Below are 21,284 nucleotides of genomic sequence, written 5' to 3' on the forward strand. Positions count from 1 at the left end.
TTTTTCCTGTTTTTATCAACAAAATAAACCCCCCCGGCCCCACCCCCACAACCCCCGGGCGGCGCCCCCCCGGCGCCCCCCCCCCCCCCACTTCCGCACTTCCGCACTTCCAGGCGTCCCGAGCCCCCGCTCAGGAAACGAGTACCTTCTCCCGCTCCGGAGCCACCGCCTCCGCCGCCTCCGGCCCCCGCTCCCCCGACCTCCGCGGCAGCAGGAACATCACCAGGAAGATGAGCACGAGCACCCCCGCCACCCACCACAGCGCGTGCTGGAACCCGTTCACGAACTCCGGCCCGATCGCCGCAGGGGCCACCCGCTCGTCGATGACGCCGAAGAAGACGACGGACACCAGGCCGAGCCCGAGCGCGTTGCCCATCTGCTGGACCGTGTTGATCAGCCCGGACGCCGACCCGGCGTGCTCCTTCGGTACGCCGGAGAGTACGGCGTCCGTCAGCGGGGCGACGATCAGGCCCATGCCCACACCCATCACGACGAGCGGCAGCGCCATCTGCCAGGACGTGATGCCGGCGCCGTACCGCTCGGACTCCCAGATGTAGATGAGGACGCCGGCCGCCATGGTCAGGGCGCCCGCCTGGAGGACCTTGCGGCCGAAGCGCGGGACGAGTTTCTGCACGGACAGGCCCGCCGCGACCGACACGGCGATGGAGAACGGCACTCCGGTGAGTCCGGCGCGCAGGATGCTCCAGCCGAGGCCGACCTGCATGTACAGGGTCCAGACCAGGAAGAAGATGCCGAGGGAGACTCCGAAGACGGTCTGCACGGCGATACCGGCGGCAAAGCTCTTCACCTTGAACAGGGACAGTTCCACGAGCGGCGACCCGTCCTTGCGCGCCTTGGCCCGCTCGTACGCGATCAGGGCGCCGAAGACGACGAGGGCGCCCGCCATCGACATGAATCCCCAGGCCGGCCAGCCCAGTTCGCGGCCCCGGGTGAGCGGGTAGAGCAGCATCAGCAGGCCGAGGGTGACCAGGGCGACGCCGACCAGGTCCAGCTTGAGGGCGCGCGGCGCGCGGGATTCGGAGATGAACCGGCGGCCGAGGATCAGCCCGGCGATGCCCACCGGCAGGTTGATGAGGAAGATCGGCCGCCATTCCAGGCCGAAGAGGTTCCACTCGGTGAGCAGCGCGCCGAGGAGCGGTCCGGAGACGGCGCCGAGTCCGACGATCGCGCCGAACAGACCGAAGACCTTGCCGCGTTCGTGGGCGGGGAAGGTGGCGTGCACGATCGAGAGGACCTGCGGCACCATCAGGGCGGCCATCGCTCCCTGGAGGATGCGGGAGGCGACCAGCATCTCGGGGTTGGCGGCGAAGCCGCAGAGTGCGGAGGCGAGGGTGAAGCCGCCTATGCCGATGAGGAAGACCCGCTTGCGGCCGTGGATGTCGCCGAGGCGGCCTCCGGTGATCAGGCCGGCCGCGAAGGCGAGGGCGTATCCGGCGGTGATCCACTGGATCTGGCTGAACGTGGCGCCCTCGTCGCGCTGGATGGACGGGATGGCGATGTTCACGATCGTGACGTCGACCAGGTCCATGAAGGCCGCCGTCATCACGATGGCCAGCGCGAACCAGCGCCGCCGGTCCGGGGCCGCGCCCTCGGGCGAGGCGTCTTCGGGCGAGACCCGAGTTGTCGGTGAGGTCGATGAGGTCATGAGAGTGACTCTAGGATCCCATTAGGTCAGATCCTGACCGCTTGATACGGCAGTCTGGGACGCATGACGACGGACACACCGGCCCGGCTGCTCCAGCTCCTCTCGCTGCTCCAGACCCCGCGCGAATGGCCCGGCGGCGAACTGGCCGAGCGGCTCGGGATCTCCCGTCGTACGGTGCGCCGGGACATCGACCGGCTGCGTGAGCTGGGCTATCCGGTACGGGCGACGCGGGGCGCGGACGGCGGGTACCGGCTGGTCGCGGGCAAGGCGATGCCGCCGCTGGTCCTCGACGACGAGGAGGCGGTGGCGATCGCGGTGGGGCTGCGGGCGGGGGCCGGGCACGCGGTCGAGGGGGTGGAGGAGGCGTCCGTACGGGCGCTGGCGAAGCTGGAACAGGTGCTGCCGGCGCGGCTGCGGCACCGGGTGTCGACGTTGCAGGCGGCGACGATGCCGATGACGAGTGGGGACAGGCCGCTGGTCGCGCCGGAGACGCTGACCGTGCTGGCGTCGGCGGTGGCGGGCCCGGAGCGGCTGCGGTTCGCCTACCGGGCGGCGGACGGTACGGAGTCGCGGCGGCTGACAGAGCCGTACCGGCTGGTGTCGACCGGGCGGCGCTGGTACCTCGTGGCGTACGACCTGGACCGTGCGGACTGGCGGAGCTTCCGCGTCGACCGGGTGAGCGAGCCGTTCGCCACCGGGGCGCGGTTCGCTCCGCGGGAGTTGCCGTCGGGGAGTGCGGCCGAGTATCTGCGGCGGTCGATGTATCGGGGGCAGGAGGCGTACGAGGTGGTGGTGACCTTCGCCGCCCCCGCCGAAACGGTGACCACGAAGCTCCCGTCTTTCCTAGGCACCCCGGAGCCTGTAACGCCAACATCCTGCCGCCTACGCGCCACGGTCGACGGCCCGATGGACTGGCTGGCCCTCCGCCTGGCCATGACAGGCCCCGCCTTCACGGTGCAGAAACCGAAGGAACTGGTGACGGTGGTACGCGAGTTGGGGGAACGCCTCGCCGCGGCGACGGGCTAACGGAAGTTCAGCTCACCCGGCACTTGGGTTGTGCCCACCCTCCCCCACTCTCGATGGGCGCGGGGGGCATGGGCGGAGGGGGTCTGGGGCGCAGCCCCAGTTTTCTCTCCGCCGCGACGGCGAGAAGCGAGACGGCGCATACCGGCGGTGCCGAGCGAAGGGACCGGACAGGAGAGAGCCCCGGCGCCGGGGGGGATGGGCGCCGGGGCTCGTATGGGGGGTGCGGGGGTCTCCCCCGCCGTGGCGGGCGGGGGGCCGCCCCACGGCGGCCCGCCTACCCGGTCAAGCAGGCTGCTAAGCCACGGCGTCGAACCCAGTGTCCCGAGCCAACCGCTTCAGCTCCAGCAGCGCGTGCTTCTCGATCTGGCGGATCCGCTCCCGCGTGAGGCCGTGCTCCTTGCCGACCTCTGTCAGCGTACGCTCCCGCCCGTCCTCTATGCCGTACCGCATCTTGATGATGGACGCGGTGCGCTGGTCGAGGCGGCCTATCAGGTCGTCCAGTTCCTCGCTGCGCAGCAGGGTCATGACGGACTGCTCGGGCGAGACCGCCGAGGTGTCCTCCAGGAGGTCACCGAACTGGGTCTCCCCCTCGTCGTCGACCGACATGTTGAGGGAGACCGGGTCGCGGGCCCAGTCGAGGACATCGCCGACGCGCTCCGGGTTGGAGCCGAGTTCGGCGGCGATCTCCGTGTGCTCCGGCTCGCGGCCGTGCTCGCGGTTGAACTCGCGCTGCACACGCCGGATCCGGCCCAGCTCCTCGACCAGGTGGACGGGGAGGCGGATGGTGCGGGACTGGTCGGCTATCGAGCGGGTGATCGCCTGACGGATCCACCAGGTGGCATACGTCGAGAACTTGAAGCCCTTGCGATAGTCGAACTTCTCCACGGCGCGGACCAGGCCGGCATTGCCTTCCTGAATCAGGTCGAGCAGGGGCAGACCGCTGCGGGGATAGCGGCGGGCCACCGCGACGACCAGCCGGAGGTTGGACCGGATGAAGACGTCCTTGGCCCGCTCGCCCTCGGCGACGAGTGCTTCCAGCTCTTCGCGTGAGGCGTCATCGGTCTTCGTCGGTTCTGTCTCGCCGTCGAGTATCTGACGGGCGAAGACGCCTGCCTCGATGATCTGTGACAGCTCGACTTCCTTGGCGGCGTCGAGGAGTGGTGTGCGCGCGATCTCGTCGAGGTACATGCCGACCAGGTCGCGGTCGGCGACCTCGCCGCCTACGGCGCGAACACCGCTTGCCGCGTCGGTCCGGCCGGTGGCGGACTGACGACGGGCGACGGCACGGGTTGCCATGCGTGCTCCCTTACGATTCGGGCGGGTCCTGTGTGGCGACCCGGCACCCTTCCGGCTGCCCGGCCGTCTGATGGAAACAACGACTGGAATCCGGACAGAATTCCCACCGCGCCCGTCCATTTCTGTGATCATGCAGTATCCTGCGCGGCCACAAGGAGGCCAGATGTCGTCAGTTCCAACAGAAGTGCAGGTCAGGCCGGGTACCGAGGCTGATCTGGTGGCACTCACGGATCTCTACAACCACTATGTCCGCGAGACGGCGATCACCTTTGACACCGTCCCCTTCACCCCGGAGGAGCGCCGGCCCTGGTTGCTCTCCCACCCGGAAGACGGCCCGTACCGCCTCTTGGTTGCTCAGGAAGCCGAATCCACCACAATACTCGGATACGCCACATCGAGCCCCTTCCGGTGGAAACCCGCGTACGACACCTCGGTCGAGGTCACGATCTATCTGGCGCCCGAGGCCGGCGGGCGGGGCATCGGCACCCTCCTCTACAAGGCCCTGTTCGAGGCTCTGGCGGACGAGGATCTGCACCGCGCCTACGCGGGTATCGCCCAGCCGAACGAGGCGTCGGCCCGCCTGCACACCCGCTTCGGCTTCGCGCACGTGGGCACGTACCGGGAGGTCGGCAGGAAGTTCGACCGTTACTGGGATGTCGCCTGGTACGAGCGCCCGCTCGGCCGCGAAAGCTGAGACTCGGCCTACGGGTCAGGCTTGCGGGTCGGACTTGCGGGTCAGCCGAACTGGACGGACCGCTTGGCCAGGCCCATCCAGAAGCCGTCGATCACGCTCCGCTGGTCCGCGAGGTCGCCGACCGCGTCCGCCGCGCCCATGGTGACGAACAGGGGCGCGAAGTGTTCGGTACGGGGGTGGGCCAGGGCGCCGGCCGGGGACTTGTGGGTGAAGTCGAGGAGGGCGTCCACGTCGGACGCGTCCAGGGCCCGGTGGCCCCAGTCGTCGAACTCGACCGACCAGTCGGGCACCCCGCCCTGGTGCCGCAGTGCCGCGAGGTTGTGCGTGAAGAATCCGCTGCCCACGATCAGGACGCCCTCGTCCCGCAGGGGCGCCAGCTTGCGGCCGATGTCCATCAGGCGGCGCGGGTCGAGTGTCGGCAGCGAGATCTGCAGGACCGGGATGTCGGCGTCCGGGTACATCTCGACGAGCGGGACATACGCGCCGTGGTCGAGGCCCCGATCCGGGATGTCCTGCACGGGTATGCCGGGGCCGCGCAGCAACTTCCGTACCGAGTCGGCGAGTTCGGGGGCGCCGGGGGCCTCGTAGCGCACCTGGTAGTAGTGCTCGGGGAAGCCCCAGAAGTCGTAGACCAAGGGGATCGTCGTGGTGGCGGCCAGGGCGAGGGGGGCCTCCTCCCAGTGGGCGGAGACCATCAGGACGGCCTTGGGGCGCGGGAGCCGCGCGGACCAGGCGGCGAGCTGGCCGGGCCAGACGGCGTCGTCGGCCAGCGGCGGGGCGCCGTGGCTGAGGTACAGGGCGGGCATGCGCTCCTGCGCGGTGGCGGTCATGGCATCTCCTTGAACTCTCAACCTCTCTGTGTACTGGACCTTAGCCGCGATTTGTTTAAGATTCAAGGAGGAGGTTCGTACAGTGGACGACATGACGACGGAACCCGGGCCGCGCTGGCTGGACGACGAGGAACAGCGCACGTGGCAGGCGTACATGCACGCGAGCACGCTCCTCGACGACCATCTCGACCGGCAGCTTCAGCGCGACGCGGGGATGCCGCACATCTATTACGGCCTCCTCGTGAAGCTCGCGGCGGCGCCGCGGCGGCGGCTGCGGATGACGGAGCTGGCGATGGACGCGAAGATCACTCGGTCACGGTTGTCGCATGCCGTGGCCCGGCTGGAGAAGAGCGGCTGGGTGATCCGGGAGAGCTGTCCCTCCGACAAGCGGGGGCAGTTCGCCGTGCTCACCGATGAGGGGTTCGAGGTGCTGCGGCGGACCGCGCCGGGGCATGTGGAGGCGGTACGGCAGGCCCTGTTCGACCGCCTGACGCCGGAGCAGCAGAAGTCTCTCGGCGAGATCATGAGAATCGTGGCGCAGGGCCTGCAACCGCGAGAAGCGGGGGCGGATCTTCCGTGGCTCCGCTGACCGGGCCACACACCTGACCGGCGGCGCGGGTACGCTCCGCACCGCCGGACACCCCTGCCGTCGCGGCGGAAAGAAGATCCGGACCCGGCGCTCCGGCCCCCCGCCGAAGGCCGACCGGCCGCGTGAAGGGCCCGCCCTTCAACCCCGCCGCCACACGCCAGACCGGCGGTGCGGGTGCCCCGCACCGCCGGAGACTCCGGACGGGACTTCCCGCCGTCGCGGCGGAAAGAAGATCCGGACCCGGCGCTCCGGCCCCCCGCCGAAGGCCGACCGGCCGCATGAAGGGACCGCCCTACAACCCCGCCGCCACACGCCAGACCGGCGGTGCGGGTGCGCCCCGCACCGCCGGAGACTCCGGACGGGTTTGCCGTCGGTCAGGCACCCGTATTAATGGGCGATGACCGGCATCTTCAGGTCGTCCTCGGCGCCCTCGCCGGTCGTCGAGCCGGTGACCGTCGTGCCGCCGGGGCGGCCCGTGGTGATCAGGCCGAGGGCGATCGCGGCGGAGAGGACCAGGATGCCGACCGCGAACCAGATGGCGCTGGTGTAGCCCTGCACCATGCCCTGCAACTGGACGAGCTGCTGCGCGGGCTTGGAGGTGGCCGAGCCGAGGTGGTCCTTCAGGTACGACGTGGTCGCGGAGGCCGCGATCGTGTTCAGCAGGGCCGTACCGATGGCGCCGCCCACCTGCTGCGACGTGTTGACCATCGCGGACGCGACCCCGGAGTCCCGAGGCTCGACACCGTGCGTCGCCAGGGACATGGCCGGCATGAACGCCGTACCCATGCCGAGGCCGAGCAGCAGCTGACCGGGCAGCAGCAGACCCGCGTACGACGAACCGATCTCAAGCTGCGTCAGGATCAGCATGCCGACCGCCGCGACCAGGAAGCCGGGGCCCATCAGCAGCCGCGGCGGGACGCGGGTCATCAGCCGGGCACCGATCTGCGTGGAACCCGTGATCATGCCCGCGATCATCGGCAGGAAGGCGAAACCGGTCTTGACCGGCGAGTACCCCTTCACGATCTGGAGGTAGTACGTCAGGAACAGGAACAGGCCGAACATCGCGATGACGGCGAGACCGAGGGAGAGGTACACCCCGCCCCGGTTGCGCTCCATGAGCACGCGCAGCGGCAGCAGCGGCGACTTCACCCGCGACTCGGTGACCACGAACGCGATCAGCAGCACCGCCGACGCCACGAACAGGCCGACGGTCGAGGCGTCCGACCAGCCGACGGACTCGGCGCGCGTGAACCCGTACACCAGGCTGACCAGACCCAGGGTCGACAGGACGACACCGGGGATGTCCAGCGCGGAGCGGTTGCGGCTGCCGGCCGGGTCATGGATCACGAAGTACGCGCCGACGGCCGCGACGATCGCGAACGGGATGTTGACGAAGAAGGTCCAGCGCCAGTTCAGGTACTCGGTGAGGAATCCGCCGAGGATCAGCCCGACGGCGCCACCGCCACCGGCGATCGCACCGTAGATACCGAACGCCTTGGCGCGTTCCTTGCCGTCGGTGAACATCACCGCGAGCAGCGACAGGGCGGCGGGCGCGAGCAGCGCGCCGAACACACCCTGGAGCGCGCGGGCGCCGAGCATCATCGCCTCGCCCTGCGCGGCACCGCCGATCGCGGAGGCCAGCGCGAAGCCGATGAGACCGGTGACGAAGGTGCGCTTGCGGCCCCACAGGTCGGCGATCCGGCCGCCGAACAGGAGCAGGCCGCCGAAGGCGAGGGCGTAGGCCGTGATGACCCACTGCCGGTTGCCGTCGGATATGCCGAGATCCTGCTGGGCGGACGGCAGCGCGATGTTCACGATGGTCGCGTCGAGCACCACCATGAGCTGCGCCAGGGCGATGAAGACAAGCGCCTTCCACCGCTTGGGATCGGCCGACGGCAGCGCCGTACGGCCAAGAGAAGCTGTTTCGGACATGGGAGTACCCACCTCGGGACTTCGAGAAAGTGACAGGGGCGAACGCCGGGTAAGGAGGTGTGGGTGTGACGCGGCCCACGGCGGCGTAAGGGTCGATGTGCCGGCCGTACCCAGGGGTACGCCTCGTACGTGTCGGTGCTGGTCAGGTGCTGGTCAGTGCTGTCGCAGGTCCTCCAAGGTGGCGGCGCTCCCCGGCAGTACGGAGCGTGCCGGTGCGCGCAGACCGTCGACGAACACCTGAAGGTGCCGGTGCACGAAGCGGTCGAAGTTGAGGCAGCCCGTACCCGGCAGCGGGCGGGTGAGCTGCGAGAGGGCGACCATCAGATCGCCGACATCGACGTCGTCGCGGAGCTGCCCCGCGTCGCGCGCCCGGTTCATGAGCGCCGTGACGAGCCCTTCGATCCGGTCCCGGGCCGCCATGAGGTCCGGGTGGTGGGTGTCGAAGTCGCCGGAGAGCATCGGGCAGAGCGCGCCGATACGTTCCTCGGCGGCCTGGTGCACGAACGCGCGGAGCCCCTCGAAGGGGTCGCCGCCCTCGGCGAGCGCCGTCTCGGCCTGCCCGGCGGTGCGGTCCATGACGTAGCACACCACTTCGTGCACCAGCGCGGACCGGTCGGGGAAGTTCCGGTAGAGGGTCGCGTTGCCCACGCCCGCGCGGCGGGCGACCTCGTCGAGCGGCACCTCGGGGCCGTACTCGACGAACATCTCGCGTGCCGCGACGACGATTCGCTCCCGGTTGCGCAGAGCGTCGGCCCTCGGCCGGGTCGTACGGCGCTGCGCGGGAGCTGCGGTGTCCACGGGGCCCTCCTGGGCGGTGTCGGTACCGGTATGTGTACCGGTGTCTCTTTACCGTCCGTTGAACCGGGGAAGACTTCCCCGCTTCGCGCGGACACAAGTTTCAAACGGGGATCCACTCCCCAGTTATTTCCCGCTCCCCCTGTGACCTGGGTCACACCGATCGGGCCGACGTCCCACGATCGGTCGTATCCGGCGCGCGCTCCCGCACCCCCCGGCACATGGTGATCACCAGGGGGCGGCCGGAACGGGCGGCTGCCGGGAGCGGAAGGCCACCGAATGCAGCCGTCCAGCCGTCGGATACGCGGCCCGCGCCGCGGCACGGTCCTCGCCTCGCTCACCGCGCTCACCCTCGCGGTCACCACGACGGCCAGTTCCGGACGACTGACGCACGGCTCGCCCACCGCGGGGCCGGTGTCCCTGTCGGCCCGCAGCGCGACCCTCGGCCCCTGCATGATCACCGGCGCGATGGGGGTGCAGATGTCCGAAGGCATGCCGACCCCGCCCGGATACACGCGCTCCACCGGAGTCGTCCGCGCGCTCAACCTGATGGTCGACTTCCCCGACGCCCCCGGTGAGGGCACCGCGCTCGCCCGCTACGGCGAGTTCTTCCCGCAGACCCAGGACTGGTTCCGCACCAGTTCCTACGGCCGTCTCGACTACCGCCCCGAGGCCCCCGTACCGGACTGGCTGCGGATGCCCAAGCCGTTCAAGGAGTACGGGATAGAGCGCGGTGCCCCCTTCGACCCGGGGTACCGCAAGCTCGTGGACGACATCGTGGCCGCCGCCGACCCCAAGGTGGATTTCCGCGACTACGACCTGCTGAACATCCTGACCACGCCCAACGCGGGCCCCTCCGCCCTCGACACCGTCCTGTCGGTGACCTTCGCGGGCAACCACGAGGCCCCGGTCGCCGACGGCGTCCCCGTCTCCAACGCCTCGTTCGTCTACAGCCGCCAGGACGACGGCTCCGGCTCCTACGCCGAGACCGGCTACCGCGTCCTGCCGCACGAGAACGGCCATGTCTTCGGCCTGCCCGACCTCTACACCCAGGACGGCGGCGGAGCCGTCGGGCACTGGGACATCATGAGCGAGGACTGGGGCGCCAACAACGATCTGCTCGGCTGGCACAAATGGAAGCTGGGCTGGCTCGACGACGACCAGATCGGCTGCGCCTCCAAGCCCGGCACCGCCGAGTACACGCTCAGCCCGCTGGCCCGCAAGGGCGGCCAGAAGCTGGCGTTCGTCCCGCTCGACGGCAAGACGGGCCTCGCCGTCGAGGTCCGCACCCATGAGGGCAACGACGACGCCGTGTGCAAGCCGGGCGTCCTCGTCTACCGCGTGGACGCCGATGTCGACACCGGCCGGGGGCCCGTGACGGTGTACGACTCGACCAAGGACAGCGGGGGCTGTACGCGGCGGCCCAATGTGCACGCGGAGCTGTCGGACGCGCCGTTCGCGCCGGGGGAGTCCTTCACGGACGAGAAGAGCCGGATCAGGATCGCGGTCACCGGGATCGACGCGTCCGGGAACTACCGGGTCAGCGTCACGCGCCCGTAAAAGACCGTTTTCGGGTACGGCTGGGGTGTGTAGGGCGGGCGGCTGGGGTGTGCGGGGCGGAACGTCGGGGGCGTGTGGGGCGGACGGCTGGGGCGTGTGGGGCGGGCGGTGATTTCAACACCCTGTGAGACAACTGTTATCTGTACCTGACATCATCATCCCCGCACGACTCGCCCCCCACGGCAGTACTCAGCACTCGCACACACACGCGAGGGCACTCGCCACACGCGAGGGCACTCGCCACACGCGAGCACTCGTCATCCCATGTCGTCTCACGCGGGGAAAAAACTTGAGAGCGCATCGAAGAATCTGGATCACCGCAGCCGTCGCCACGGCGTCCGTGGCCGGGGTCCTGGTGTTCCAGGGAGTGACCGGTTCCGACCAGGGCGACGGCAATCCCGACGCCAAGTCCGGACCGGTCGAGACGGACGTCAACCGGGCCGCGCTCAAGGTCACGGGCGACGGCCGTTCCGCCGCGCTGCCGCGCCGCGACACGGAGCCGTACAGCATGCTCGGGGTGACCTGGACCGATCCCGCCGCCAAGGTGACGGGCAAGGTCGAGGTGCGGACCCGGTCCGCGAAGACCGGGCAGTGGACCGGCTGGCTGGACCTCGACACCGAGATCGACAGCCGTATGGAGTCCGAGCGCGGGGGCGTTCGCGGCGCCACCGAGCCCCGCTGGGTGGGCCCCTCGAACGGTGTCGAGGTGCGTCTCGACGGCACCTCCACCGGCACGAAGCTGCCCGCCGGGCTGCGGCTCGACATGATCGACCCGGGCAAGGGCACCACGACCGGTGCGGAGGTGAAGACCGGTACGGATGTGAAGCCGGCGGCGTTCGTCGCGGGCCCCGACGCCACCGACGAGCCCAGCGGCACCCCGGAGCCGGGCACCGAGGAGAGCAGCACGCCGCCGCCCGAGCAGAGCGAGTCGCCGGTCCCGAGCCCGTCGGACCCCGCGCCCAGCACCTCCGCGCCGACGTCGCCCCCGACGTCCACCTCACCGACCCCGTCGGCCCCCTCCTCTCCCTCCACGTCGCCGTCCCCGTCGACGAGCATCCCCACCGCACCGCCCTCCACGGCTCCCCGGCCGCCGATCACGTCGCGCGCGGGCTGGGGCGCGGACGAGAAGATGAGCCCGGACCCGTCGGACTACCTGACCGACATCAAGGCGGTGTTCGTCCACCACACCGCGCAGACCAGCGACTACGCGTGCGCGGACTCGCCGGCCATCGTGCGCAGCCTGTACACGTACCACGTCAAGAGCGAGGGCTGGAACGACATCGGCTACAACTTCGTGGTCGACAGGTGCGGCACGATCTTCGAGGGCCGTAAGGGCGGGGTCGACCTGCCGGTGTTCGGCGCGCACACCTACGGCTTCAACCGGGAGTCGACGGGCATCGCCGTCATCGGTACGTACACCAACGCCGCCGCGTCCACCGCGGCGACGCAGTCCGTGGCGCGGATCGCCGCGTGGAAGCTCGGCCAGTACAAGGCGGACCCGGCCGGGACCGTGAACCTGCTCGCCGGCGCCACCGGCACCAACTTCTTCGGCAAGAAGTTCACCGCGGGCACGGTCTACCCGTTCCAGCGGATCTCCGCTCACCGTGACGGCTTCAACACCCAGTGCCCCGGCGACAAGTTGTACGCCCAGCTCCCCTCCATCCGTACCTACGCGGCGGGTCCGGTCAGCGGACTCACCGTCAAGTCCGTGACGGGTGCGGCCCTTTCGGGTTCGACGTACTACACCAAGGGTGCCGTGACGGTGGGTTGGTCGGCGACGACTCCGGCCGCGTTCGTGTCGAAGTACGAGCTGCTGGTCGACGGCAAGGTGGCGGCCACCGCGTCCGGTACGGCGACCTCGGCGAAGGCGACTCTCGCGATCGGCACGCACAAGGTGCAGGTCCGGGCCACCCACATCTCCGGCAAGGCCACCACGTCCACGGCGGCGACGGTGATCGCGGAGACGACGGCGCCCACCTTCTCGACGAAGCCGTCCCTCGGGCTGCGCACCGGCACGGTCAACACGACGGCGGTGCCGCTGACCCTGTCCTGGAAGGCCACCGACACGGCGGCCCTCAAGGAGGTCAAGCTCACGGCGCCTGTCGCGAAGACGTACGGTCCGACCACGACCAGCGCCTCGCACACCGCCAAGTCCGGTGCGGCGACGACGTGGTCGATGACCGCGTACGACCAGGCGGGCAACACCGGCACCGCGTCCGTCGCGGGCACGCCGATGATCCTCCAGGAGACCTCGGCCACCAAGTCGGGCACCTGGACCACCAAGTCGTCGTCCAGCTACCTCGGCGGCAAGTCGTACTCGTCATCCTCGAAGAACGCGTCCCTGACGTGGACCTTCACCGGCCGCTCGGCCGCCTGGGTGGTCTCCCGCGCCTCGTCGTCGGGCCAGGCGTACGTCTACGTCGACGGCACCAAGGTGGCCACCGTGGACCTCAAGTCCTCGACCACCAAGTACCGCGACGCGATCTGGACGAAGAAGTGGACGTCCAGCGCCAAGCACACGGTGAAGATCGTGGTGGTCGGCACGAGCGGCCGTCCGACGGTGACGACGGATGGCCTGGTGTACCTGAAGTAACCAGCAGTTCACCGGGCTGACGCCCGGGGCTCCCGGCGATCCCCACCGACCTCTCCGCCACCGCTGTGCGGCGCGGGGTCCGGTGGGGTGAGCCGGGTTCCGGCTTCATACAGGGAGCCGCCACCTGGGTCCCACCGGGGAGCCGATCCACACCGTCCCCCAAGAACCGACTGACAACACCCCGTACCGTGCGAGCTGCCGGTTCGTCGCCACCGTCGTATCAGGGTGCAGGCACCTACCCGGCCGACCGGTCGGTCGCGAAGCGGCGTAGTGCCTCCGTCAGTTGGCCGAGGCCGGGGTCCTCGGCCGGCATGTGGCCGCAGCGGTCGAGCAGGGTCAGATGCCGGTCGACGGGCATTCGCTCGAAGAACGGGAGGCTCAGGGCGGCCGGTGTCCACCGATCCTCAGCGGGATGCGCCATCAGTACGGGGCAAGCGCTGAACCGGTCCGGTTCGACCTCGGGAACCGAGGCCAGGTAGGTGCGCAGGAACCGCAGGGACACCCGACCGCCGCCGCCCAGGCGGTCCCGGGCCACGGCCGCGTTCAGCGCGGGCTGGTTGGACATCGCCGACATCCGGGCGATCCACCGGACGGGGACGCGGACACCGTCCAGCGGACGCAGCGCGTTCATGATCGGACCGGAGTGCCGTCCGAGTACGGCGATCCGTGCGGCGGCGGCGCGTACCTCAGGACGACGGACGTCCAGCAGGCATGTCACCGCCAGCCCCGCGGCACCCGCACGGGCCACCGCGCTGTAGGCGAGCATTCCCCCCAGACTCGCCCCCAGGACCAGGACAGGCCGCGGGTCACGCTCCCGCTCCCGTGTGATCAGCTCGGCCGCGAGGTCCACCCACATCGGGTAATCGACCGGCAGCCGGTTGCACCGGGTACGCCCGTATCCGGGCAGATCCGGTGCCACGGCCTCGACCCCGCCCAGGAGTTGGGCGTAGGGCATCAGCATCCGGGCATGCCCGCCGGCTCCGTGCAGGATCACCAGCTTCGCCGGCGCGGTGGGATCCACCAGCCGCTCCAGGTGGATGTCCATGCCTCGCCAGGGCCACCACTGCGACACCGTCCGTCCGGCCGAGGCCGCGCGGGCCCAGGCGGGGAAGTGCTGCCGGTAGTCGTGGGTCATGTTCTCTCCTCAGCGGTGGGGCGGCGGCCGTCGTGAGCGGTACGAGAGCAGTAGGAGTGCGGTACCAGAGCAGTACGAGTGCCGTACGAGCGCATTCCGCGGACGTGTCCCAGATATCGGCGCCACCTGGGACAAACTTCCGCTTCCGCGCGCCCGGTCAACCAGTGAACGCCTCGATCAAGGTCCAGATCGCCAGACCCGCCATGCACAGCGCTCCGAAACGCTGCACGGTCTTGAGCGGGACGCGCTGCGCGAGGAACCGGCCCACCAGCAGTGCCAGAGCCGAGACGGACATCAGGGCGACGGCGGAGCCGATCGCGGTCGGCAACCAGCCATTGGTGGCGGCGAGGTTGGCGGTGGTGATCTGGGTGAGGTCACCCCACTCGCTGATGAAGACGGCCATGAAGGCGGTGGTGTAGACGGGCCAGAACCCGGTGACCGTGCGGGGCGCCCCGTCCTCGTCCTCATCGTCTCCGCCGCGCAGCAGAACAAAGGCCCCGAAGGCGAACAGGGCCGCGGAGACGAGTTTGACCGCCATGGCCGGCAGCAGGCTGAGGAGGCTTCCCGCGCCCACCGCGATCGCGACGTGCACGATGAACGCGGTGGACGTGCCGAACCACACATACAGCGGACGCATGCGGGTGCCCATGGCCAGCGAGGCGAACATGGTCTTGTCGGGAAGTTCGGCGAGGAAGATCAGCCCGAAGGCGGTGATGATCGCCAGGGGGTCGAGTGTCATTCCGGTGCTTTCTGCTGGGGCCGAGCCATCAGCTCTACGACACCCAGGAGGCGACAGGAGAACCAATCGGCCCGGCACAACGGAACAGCCCACCATGAGTGGACCGCGTCATGCCTTGACCGAAGGTCTCGTCCGCCCCCGCAACCTTCGCGGTGACTCGATGGCCGGAACTCCCCGGAGGGCGCTCAGTATGTCGACCAGCGATTCGCAGGACTACTCCCCTTCGCTGCCGCCGAGCATATCAGCTGCCCAAAAGCACGATCTCAGCCATTACGGGGACGGATGATGAGTGGTGCGAGTGGGGCAGAACAGTGACCGAGGTGGCGGAAGGAGTGCGGGGATGACCGAGGACAGTGCGGCCGGCAGGGACGGTGGGCGGCGGGTGGCTGTGCCGCATGCCATGGTCGGGGTCGGGGTGATCGTCACCGATCAGGGGCGGGTGCTCCTCGGCCGCGATCACTTCGGCCACTGGGAACTGCCCGGCGGCAAGAACGACGGGGGCGAGTCCCTGGAGAGAACGGCGGTGCGTGAGCTGTACGAGGAGACCGGGCTCGTCGCCGACGCCGCACATGTCACGTTGCTCGCCGTGCTTCTGGACGGTACCGACGGTGTGCCCCGGCTCTCGGCGGCGGCGAAGGTCACGTCCTTCCAGGGCACTCCCCAGGTCACCGAACCCGAGGTGATCACCGAGTGGGCCTGGCATCCGTACGAGAATCTGCCCCGCCCCCTGTTCACCCCGTCCGCGCATGTACTGGAGACCTGGCGGCCGGGGTGTGTCGGCGAGCTGCCGCCGGTCCACCGGTACCGGCTCGCGGAACCCCATGAGAGCCCGCCGAGCCAGTCGTCCGGGAGGGGTCCCGGGACTTCCGGCCTAGCGTGACGCCTCGCTGAGCGAGAACTCCAACGCGAACGCTGGTAGGCGATGACCGATGACCCATCATGACGAGCACCCCGACATCCCCCGTACCCCCGACATCCCGGATACCCCTGATGTCCCCGAAGTGCCTTTGAGCGAGCTGCACTTCCCCGAGTACCGCGCCCGCGCCGGGAGTCCCGTGGGGCTCGGTGCCCCCGGTATCGGACTGGTCGGGATCACGTTCGGTGTGGCGCAACTGGCCAGGAACGGGGCACCCCTGTGGGTCCTGCTCGGGCTGCCCGTCCTCCTCTTCATGCTGCTCGGCGGGCTGTGGCTCGCCGCCCGGCGCACCGCGACGCTCACCACCGCGCAACACATCACGGTCCGGGGCCCGTTGGCCAACCGCGTCACGGCGTGGCCGGACGTCCAGGCCATCGAGGTCATGTCCAATGCGGCGGGCGCCGCCGACGTCGAGGCGGTACGCGAGTACGTCGTCGTCTACGACCGCACGGGCCGCGCGACCCTCCTGTCCCACCTCAACGACAAGACGGTGTTCTCGGTCGAGGAGGAGGTACAGCGGCTACGGGAGCTGTGGGAGCGGCTGCGCGGCGACGACTGGACCCCGCTGCCGGAGGTCGCCGTGAAGGTCGGCCGCGCCCACCAGCGCTCGGACCGGGCCCGCGCCTGGCTCATCAGTGTCCTGGTGGCCGGCGGCTCCGCGGTCCTCACCGCCGTGTTCATCGTCGTCCTGGTGCTCAGCGGCGCCCTGGACGACCTGGACGGCATCCTCGCGGACGTCCTCTCCCCCACGCTGATCCTCGTCGTGCCGGTGGTGGTGTGCCCGCTGGTGTACCTGCGCATCCGCTCCCGCGAGACACACGGCACCCCAGGCACCCCCGGCACCCCCGGCACCCCCGGCACCCCCGGCACCCGGAACGCGGACATCCCGTGAAGGCTCCGTACAACACTCCCCGCAGCCCTTAGGTTCGGTTCGCGCGCGCCGCGGTCGCCGGTCGCGTGGACGACGGGCGAGGGGAGGCGCGGTGCGCCTGGGCACGACGGTCGGGGGCCGGTACCGGCTGCTGCGGGGGCCGCTGCGCGGAGGTACCGGCGAGGTGTGGCTCGCGCGCGACCTCCAGTTGGGACGGCGGGTCGCGCTCAAACGGGTCCTGGCAGCCGACGGCCCCCCAGGCACGGCCGAGCGGCACCGCGCCTTCGACCGGCTGCGTGCCGAGGCCCGCGCCCTGGCCCGCTTCAGCCACCCCCACGTCGTCACGCTGTACGGCGTCGAGCAGACGGGCCGGGGCGGACGGGCCACGTTCTGGCTGGTGATGGAGTACGTGTCCGGGGGCAGCCTCGCCGACAGGGCGCCCCTGACTCCGGCCCGCGCCGCCCGCGTCGGCACCCAGATCGCGGACGCGCTCGCCGCCCTGCACACCGAGGGCCTGGTGCACGGCGACGTCAAGCCGGGCAACGTCGTCGTCACCCCTCAGGGTCTCGCGAAACTGGCCGACTTCGGCGCCGCGTACCGGGTCGGCGGCGCCGAGACCATCACGCCCAACGGCGCCGTGAGTTACACCCCCGACTACGCGGCCCCGGAGGCGGTACGGGGGCGTCCCGAACCGGCGTCCGACGTGTTCTCGCTCGGTGCGCTGCTGCACACCCTGGTGACCGGACGGCCCCCACGCCCCGGCCTCACCGATGATCCAGCCCTCGCGGACGTTCCACTTCTCGCGAACGATCCCGGCCACACCGACGCTCCCCGCCACATCGACGAGGACCCCGACCCGTATCTCGCGGAGCGACAGGCGGCGCGCGGTGAGACCGAAATCGCCGATGCCGTGGGCCCGTTGGGCGAATTGCTGGCCGCGATACTGGATCGCGATCCGCGGAAGCGACCGGACGCGGCTCGCGCGCGGGGGCTCTTGGAGGAACTGGCGGGGCCGCAGGAACCCCTCGCACCGGCGACGACGGACCCGAACCCCGAGCACGTACCCGAGTCCGAGCCCGAGCCCGAGCCCGAGCCCGAGTACAACTCCCTTACCGGTGACCCCGGCTGGTTACGGGCGCGGTGGGGCCGTGCCACGGCCGCGTGGGAAGCCCGTTCCCGTCCTGTCGCCGTCGCGGTGACGACCACCGCCGGACTCGCCCTGGTCCTTGCAGTCGTCGTATCAATCACCCAACTCGGCGGTACCGCACGGGAGAACGACAAAGCGGCGCCTCCCGAACCCACGACGGAGAGGACATCCGTCGTAGGCGACCACCGCACCGCCGACCCCTGCGCCCTCGCCGACCCGGCCACCCTCGCCCGCTTCGGGGACGCCGAACTCGACCGCGCCTACGGCAACTTCGACCGCTGCGACATCCTCGTGGACACCGGCAGCGACAGCCCGGTGGACGTCGAGATCCACTTCGAGGACGGCGGCCGTTCGGAGCTGTCGACTGCGAAGGAGACCGTGGGGGGCGTCGCCGTGGCGGACGAGCCCGCCGAGAGCGGCACCTGTGGCCACACCCTGCTGCCCGCCGGGGACCCCGACGTGAACATCACGGTCATCGCCAAACAGGACGAGGCCACCGCGCCGCTGTGCGCGATGGCCCGGTCGGCGACCGACCACGCCGTCAGCACCCTCAACGCGGGCCGCATCGCCCGCCGTTCACCGCCACCGCCCGCCGACTCGCTCGTACAGCGGGACGCCTGCACGCTCCTGGACGCCGACGCGCTCGACGTCATCCCGGGCGTGGACGCGCGCGATCCGCTGATCGGCTTCGGCAACTGGGCGTGCGAGTGGGAGAGCACGACCAGCGATCTCTGGGTGGAGCTGCGCTTCGACCGGGGCCGGCCCCTGTCGGCCCAGGACGGCACGCCCACCCGGATCGGCGGCCACGACGCGGCCGTGGAACCGGACGGCGAGGGCGACCACAGCTGTCTGGTCCGGGTGGTCCACCGCTCGTACCGCACCGAGTCCGGAGACAGGGGCGTCGAAACGCTCAACCTCGCGGTCGGCGGCGACCGTTCGGCGGAGGGACTGCGCCGCCTGGCGACGGAACTGGCGACGGCGGCGACGGCGAAGGTGGACCAGGCGGCCGGGTAGGAGGAGGAAACGGAATCGGAATCCGGGCGGGGTGGATTACGCGGGGGTGGATTACGCGGGGTGGATGTCGAGTACGGCCTTCCGACCGCTGATGGACACGACCTTGAAGCCGAGTTGGTTGAGGCTGCCGGTACCGCCCTCGCTGACGGCCGTACCGAGGTAGAGGCCGGCGGTGCCGGTGGCTTCCAGGGCCAGGCCCGTCGGCCCGATGTCCACGATCCTGATACCGCCGACCCCGAAGCGGGGGTCGACCTCGATGTGGGTGGACGGCGACACGGTGATCCGGCACCGCCCGTCGTAACAGGGGCCGCGGGAAGCCGTGTTGTCCGTGTTGGAGGGTGTGGGGGTCTTTTCGGTGGTGGCGACCGCTGTGGATGACGGGTTCAGGTCCGAGCGTCCCGGCCCGTCGTCGGACCCGCAGCCGACGAGACCGGCCCCGAGGCCGAGGGCGAGGAGAAGGGTGGTGGCTGTGCGGCGGATGCGGGTTTCGGTGGCGATGGTCATGGGTCGGTCCCGTCCCGTAGTGGTGCGTAGGCGTGCATAGGCGTGCTCGCGTGGATCCTGTCTAACGCGCCGGTACCGGGACGGGTCCCGGGCGCACGGGAGCACACTGACGGGGCGGAACGCGGGACGGAACACGACGGCGACTGGGGGGGCAGGGGCGATGAGGGGACGCGGACGATGACCGGCCCGGCCAGTCTGGCTCGCGGTGTGGCCCCCGCCCGGCCGGGCACGCTCCACGCCCGCTCGGTCACCGGCGGCATCAGGGTGCCGCCGCGCCCCGGTCTGACGGTCCGGTTCGGCCGGGGCGAGGAGCCGGACGTCGATCTCGCGGTCGGCGAGGACGACCTGCGGGTGAGCCGACGGCACGGCGAACTGACGTACCAGGGACAGCGGTGGTGGCTGCGCAACACCGGGCAGCAACTCGTCCGGCTGCCGAACGGCCTGCTGATGCACACCAGTTCCGAACCGGTCCCGCTGGCCGCCGGCTACACCCCGCTGTTCGTGACCGGCTCCGGCTACCGCAGGCATCTGGTCGAGCTGTACGTGACGGGCCACGACGAGCCCGGCCTCGTACCGCGCCGCCAGGCGGCCACACTCCCGCCCAAGGTCTGGCCCCTGGACGAGGACGAACGCCTTCTCCTCGTCGTCATCGGCCAGCACTACCTGTTGTACGAGGAGGGGCCGCGCCCGCTGTCGTACCGGCGGGCCGCCGCCCAGCTCGCGTACCTCCGGCCGGACGCGCAGTGGAGCGAGCGCCGGATCGAGCACCGGATCGTGGCGGTACGGCACCGGCTGAAGGAGACGGGGTTCCCGTATCCACTGCTCCACGACAAGGAGGCGGGCGCCCCCTCGGACAACCGCCTCCTGCACAATCTCCTGCGGGGCCTGGTCGAGTCCACGACACTGGTCCCACCGGACCTGAACCTCCTGGACGACGACGAACCGCCCGTCTGACCAGGCAGGCCAAGGGTCAGGGGCGATTCAGGGGTCGGTGCAGGCCCCAGGTCTGCAGAACGAAGGACCGCCCCTTCTCCTCGCCCTCGATCAACGGCACGTCGAGCAGCCGGAAACCCACCTTCGTGGCCACGGCGACGCTGGCGGCGTTCTCGGCCTCCACCTCCAGGATCACCTGCTCCGCGGCCAACTGCTCGAAGGCGTACGCGGCCATGACCCGTACCGCCCGCGCCGCCAGCCCCTGACCACGGTGCGCCGGGCCGACGGCGTAACCCAGCTCCATGCCCTCGGGAGCGCGCCGCAGCATCACCTCGCCGAGCGGTGCGCCGCCGTCGACCGTGATGGCGAGCAGGATCGTCGTGCCCTCCTTGCGCAGCTTGCGGTCCCGGTCAAGGCGTACCCGGGCGGCTGCCGCGTCGAAGGGCGAGACGATCGGTGTCCAGTACGCGATGTCGGGGTGGTCGAACAGCTCCGGCATCGCGACCAGGTCCGCCTCCGTCCAGTCACGCAGAACGAGCCCCTCCCCCGAGAGTTCCATCCGCTCGGGCAAGGACGACGGTGTGCCGGTCATGGTGACCTCCCTGGGCCGCTGAGAACACGGCAGGATAACCGCCCACCGTCCCCGGGTTCCGCCACGGGGCGCGGTACCGGACCAGAGCCCGGTGGTGTACCGAGAAGAAACGCTCGTCGAGTAAGCGTGGCGTAGCCACCGGGCCTGCGCGGTCGGTGGGAGTACGCCGAGGACATGTGGTGCCGGAGGACACCCTCACCGACGAGGGCATCGCCCGCAGACTCATGGCAGACCCCCTCAAGAGACCCAACGCCGGAGCGAAGGCGGCACCCCTGGGCTGGCTCTGCCCGGCACCGCAGCCATCACCTCACCGGGGAAGGGGGCCCACCCGGTACACTTGCGCAGGTGCGCTGCCACGAACACCGCACAGCTCCGCCTTCGTAGCTCAGGGGATAGAGCACCGCTCTCCTAAAGCGGGTGTCGCAGGTTCGAATCCTGCCGGGGGCACCAGC

At 70.4% G+C, this 21,284-nt stretch carries 18 protein-coding genes and 1 tRNA gene; 10 read left to right on the top strand and 9 right to left on the bottom strand.

All coding sequences use genetic code 11. The annotated features are described in order from the left end of the window. Positions 1-130: 130 nt before the first annotated feature. A complete protein-coding gene (locus ACFVT5_RS10540) occupies positions 131-1,666 on the bottom strand; it encodes an MFS transporter (RefSeq protein ID WP_389884029.1) in 1,536 nt (511 codons plus the stop codon). A gap of 63 nt (positions 1,667-1,729) precedes the next feature. Here ACFVT5_RS10540 and ACFVT5_RS10545 point away from each other — a divergent pair, with 63 nt between their 5' ends. Next, complete coding sequence (locus tag ACFVT5_RS10545; RefSeq protein WP_389884031.1) at positions 1,730-2,692, top strand: helix-turn-helix transcriptional regulator; 963 nt, start codon at positions 1,730-1,732, stop codon at positions 2,690-2,692. A 294-nt stretch (positions 2,693-2,986) separates the two neighbouring features. Here ACFVT5_RS10545 and ACFVT5_RS10550 read toward each other — a convergent pair whose 3' ends face one another. Continuing rightward, positions 2,987-3,988: an RNA polymerase sigma factor RpoD/SigA gene (locus ACFVT5_RS10550; protein ID WP_389884033.1), complete on the bottom strand. Its 1,002-nt coding sequence runs from the start codon at positions 3,986-3,988 to the stop codon at positions 2,987-2,989. Between the two features lie 163 nt (positions 3,989-4,151). On the opposite strand from ACFVT5_RS10550, the gene ACFVT5_RS10555 reads away from it, so the two are divergent. Further along, positions 4,152-4,682 (top strand): GNAT family N-acetyltransferase, encoded by a 531-nt coding sequence (locus tag ACFVT5_RS10555; protein ID WP_389884035.1) that lies wholly within the window; start codon positions 4,152-4,154, stop codon positions 4,680-4,682. Positions 4,683-4,723: 41 nt separating this feature from the next. Here the strand turns inward: ACFVT5_RS10555 and ACFVT5_RS10560 are convergent, their stop codons facing one another. After that, the gene (locus tag ACFVT5_RS10560; protein ID WP_389884038.1) at positions 4,724-5,512 is read right to left on the bottom strand and encodes a dioxygenase; all 789 of its coding nucleotides are present in this window, start codon (positions 5,510-5,512) and stop codon (positions 4,724-4,726) included. A gap of 91 nt (positions 5,513-5,603) precedes the next feature. Here ACFVT5_RS10560 and ACFVT5_RS10565 point away from each other — a divergent pair, with 91 nt between their 5' ends. Further along, positions 5,604-6,101, top strand: coding sequence for a MarR family winged helix-turn-helix transcriptional regulator (locus ACFVT5_RS10565; RefSeq protein WP_389884041.1), 498 nt, complete (start codon positions 5,604-5,606; stop codon positions 6,099-6,101). Positions 6,102-6,488: 387 nt separating this feature from the next. Here ACFVT5_RS10565 and ACFVT5_RS10570 read toward each other — a convergent pair whose 3' ends face one another. Together ACFVT5_RS10570 and ACFVT5_RS10575 are read right to left on the bottom strand one after the other, a co-directional pair. Next, the gene (locus ACFVT5_RS10570) at positions 6,489-8,033 is read right to left on the bottom strand and encodes an MFS transporter (RefSeq protein ID WP_389884043.1); all 1,545 of its coding nucleotides are present in this window, start codon (positions 8,031-8,033) and stop codon (positions 6,489-6,491) included. A gap of 153 nt (positions 8,034-8,186) precedes the next feature. After that, positions 8,187-8,831 carry a TetR/AcrR family transcriptional regulator gene (locus tag ACFVT5_RS10575; protein WP_389884046.1) on the bottom strand — a complete coding sequence of 215 codons (645 nt, stop codon included), beginning with the start codon at positions 8,829-8,831 and terminating at the stop codon, positions 8,187-8,189. Between the two features lie 276 nt (positions 8,832-9,107). On the opposite strand from ACFVT5_RS10575, the gene ACFVT5_RS10580 reads away from it, so the two are divergent. Continuing rightward, entirely contained in the window at positions 9,108-10,388 is a 1,281-nt protein-coding gene (locus tag ACFVT5_RS10580) for a M6 family metalloprotease domain-containing protein (protein WP_389884048.1), read from the top strand. Positions 10,389-10,677: 289 nt separating this feature from the next. Beyond that, positions 10,678-12,981 carry an N-acetylmuramoyl-L-alanine amidase gene (locus tag ACFVT5_RS10585; RefSeq protein ID WP_389884050.1) on the top strand — a complete coding sequence of 768 codons (2,304 nt, stop codon included), beginning with the start codon at positions 10,678-10,680 and terminating at the stop codon, positions 12,979-12,981. 235 nt (positions 12,982-13,216) lie between these two features. Here the strand turns inward: ACFVT5_RS10585 and ACFVT5_RS10590 are convergent, their stop codons facing one another. Both ACFVT5_RS10590 and ACFVT5_RS10595 read right to left on the bottom strand, forming a co-directional pair. Further along, positions 13,217-14,116: an alpha/beta fold hydrolase gene (locus tag ACFVT5_RS10590; RefSeq protein ID WP_389884053.1), complete on the bottom strand. Its 900-nt coding sequence runs from the start codon at positions 14,114-14,116 to the stop codon at positions 13,217-13,219. A 157-nt stretch (positions 14,117-14,273) separates the two neighbouring features. Further along, complete coding sequence (locus ACFVT5_RS10595) at positions 14,274-14,855, bottom strand: TMEM165/GDT1 family protein (RefSeq protein WP_389884056.1); 582 nt, start codon at positions 14,853-14,855, stop codon at positions 14,274-14,276. 340 nt (positions 14,856-15,195) lie between these two features. On the opposite strand from ACFVT5_RS10595, the gene ACFVT5_RS10600 reads away from it, so the two are divergent. The 3 genes from ACFVT5_RS10600 to ACFVT5_RS10610 all read left to right on the top strand — a co-directional run bounded on the left by ACFVT5_RS10600 (position 15,196) and on the right by ACFVT5_RS10610 (position 18,803). Then, positions 15,196-15,735: an NUDIX hydrolase gene (locus ACFVT5_RS10600; RefSeq protein WP_389884059.1), complete on the top strand. Its 540-nt coding sequence runs from the start codon at positions 15,196-15,198 to the stop codon at positions 15,733-15,735. A 49-nt stretch (positions 15,736-15,784) separates the two neighbouring features. After that, positions 15,785-16,663, top strand: coding sequence for a hypothetical protein (locus tag ACFVT5_RS10605; RefSeq protein WP_389884061.1), 879 nt, complete (start codon positions 15,785-15,787; stop codon positions 16,661-16,663). Between the two features lie 91 nt (positions 16,664-16,754). After that, positions 16,755-18,803 (top strand): protein kinase, encoded by a 2,049-nt coding sequence (locus ACFVT5_RS10610; protein WP_389884064.1) that lies wholly within the window; start codon positions 16,755-16,757, stop codon positions 18,801-18,803. Positions 18,804-18,854: 51 nt separating this feature from the next. Here the strand turns inward: ACFVT5_RS10610 and ACFVT5_RS10615 are convergent, their stop codons facing one another. Next, entirely contained in the window at positions 18,855-19,307 is a 453-nt protein-coding gene (locus ACFVT5_RS10615; protein ID WP_389884067.1) for a hypothetical protein, read from the bottom strand. Positions 19,308-19,484: 177 nt separating this feature from the next. Here ACFVT5_RS10615 and ACFVT5_RS10620 point away from each other — a divergent pair, with 177 nt between their 5' ends. Next, the gene (locus tag ACFVT5_RS10620) at positions 19,485-20,261 is read left to right on the top strand and encodes an FHA domain-containing protein (protein ID WP_389884070.1); all 777 of its coding nucleotides are present in this window, start codon (positions 19,485-19,487) and stop codon (positions 20,259-20,261) included. Positions 20,262-20,277: 16 nt separating this feature from the next. Here ACFVT5_RS10620 and ACFVT5_RS10625 read toward each other — a convergent pair whose 3' ends face one another. After that, positions 20,278-20,832, bottom strand: a complete 555-nt coding sequence (locus tag ACFVT5_RS10625; protein WP_389884073.1) for a GNAT family N-acetyltransferase — start codon at positions 20,830-20,832, stop codon at positions 20,278-20,280. A 374-nt stretch (positions 20,833-21,206) separates the two neighbouring features. Between ACFVT5_RS10625 and ACFVT5_RS10630 the strand changes: the two genes are divergently transcribed. Next, a tRNA-Arg gene (locus tag ACFVT5_RS10630) sits at positions 21,207-21,282 on the top strand. The last annotated feature ends 2 nt before the right edge of the window (positions 21,283-21,284 follow it).

It is taken from the genome of Streptomyces sp. NPDC058001 (assembly GCF_042886315.1).
Lineage (GTDB): Bacteria > Actinomycetota > Actinomycetes > Streptomycetales > Streptomycetaceae > Streptomyces.

Coding starts and splice junctions, on each gene's coding strand:
- ACFVT5_RS10540 (WP_389884029.1), bottom strand. CDS start 1,666: ATGACCTCATCGACCTCACCGACAACTCGGGTCTCGCCCGAAGACGCC.
- ACFVT5_RS10545 (WP_389884031.1), top strand. CDS start 1,730: ATGACGACGGACACACCGGCCCGGCTGCTCCAGCTCCTCTCGCTGCTC.
- ACFVT5_RS10550 (WP_389884033.1), bottom strand. CDS start 3,988: ATGGCAACCCGTGCCGTCGCCCGTCGTCAGTCCGCCACCGGCCGGACC.
- ACFVT5_RS10555 (WP_389884035.1), top strand. CDS start 4,152: ATGTCGTCAGTTCCAACAGAAGTGCAGGTCAGGCCGGGTACCGAGGCT.
- ACFVT5_RS10560 (WP_389884038.1), bottom strand. CDS start 5,512: ATGACCGCCACCGCGCAGGAGCGCATGCCCGCCCTGTACCTCAGCCAC.
- ACFVT5_RS10565 (WP_389884041.1), top strand. CDS start 5,604: ATGACGACGGAACCCGGGCCGCGCTGGCTGGACGACGAGGAACAGCGC.
- ACFVT5_RS10570 (WP_389884043.1), bottom strand. CDS start 8,033: ATGTCCGAAACAGCTTCTCTTGGCCGTACGGCGCTGCCGTCGGCCGAT.
- ACFVT5_RS10580 (WP_389884048.1), top strand. CDS start 9,108: ATGCAGCCGTCCAGCCGTCGGATACGCGGCCCGCGCCGCGGCACGGTC.
- ACFVT5_RS10590 (WP_389884053.1), bottom strand. CDS start 14,116: ATGACCCACGACTACCGGCAGCACTTCCCCGCCTGGGCCCGCGCGGCC.
- ACFVT5_RS10595 (WP_389884056.1), bottom strand. CDS start 14,855: ATGACACTCGACCCCCTGGCGATCATCACCGCCTTCGGGCTGATCTTC.
- ACFVT5_RS10600 (WP_389884059.1), top strand. CDS start 15,196: ATGACCGAGGACAGTGCGGCCGGCAGGGACGGTGGGCGGCGGGTGGCT.
- ACFVT5_RS10605 (WP_389884061.1), top strand. CDS start 15,785: ATGACCCATCATGACGAGCACCCCGACATCCCCCGTACCCCCGACATC.
- ACFVT5_RS10615 (WP_389884067.1), bottom strand. CDS start 19,307: ATGACCATCGCCACCGAAACCCGCATCCGCCGCACAGCCACCACCCTT.
- ACFVT5_RS10620 (WP_389884070.1), top strand. CDS start 19,485: ATGACCGGCCCGGCCAGTCTGGCTCGCGGTGTGGCCCCCGCCCGGCCG.
- ACFVT5_RS10625 (WP_389884073.1), bottom strand. CDS start 20,832: ATGACCGGCACACCGTCGTCCTTGCCCGAGCGGATGGAACTCTCGGGG.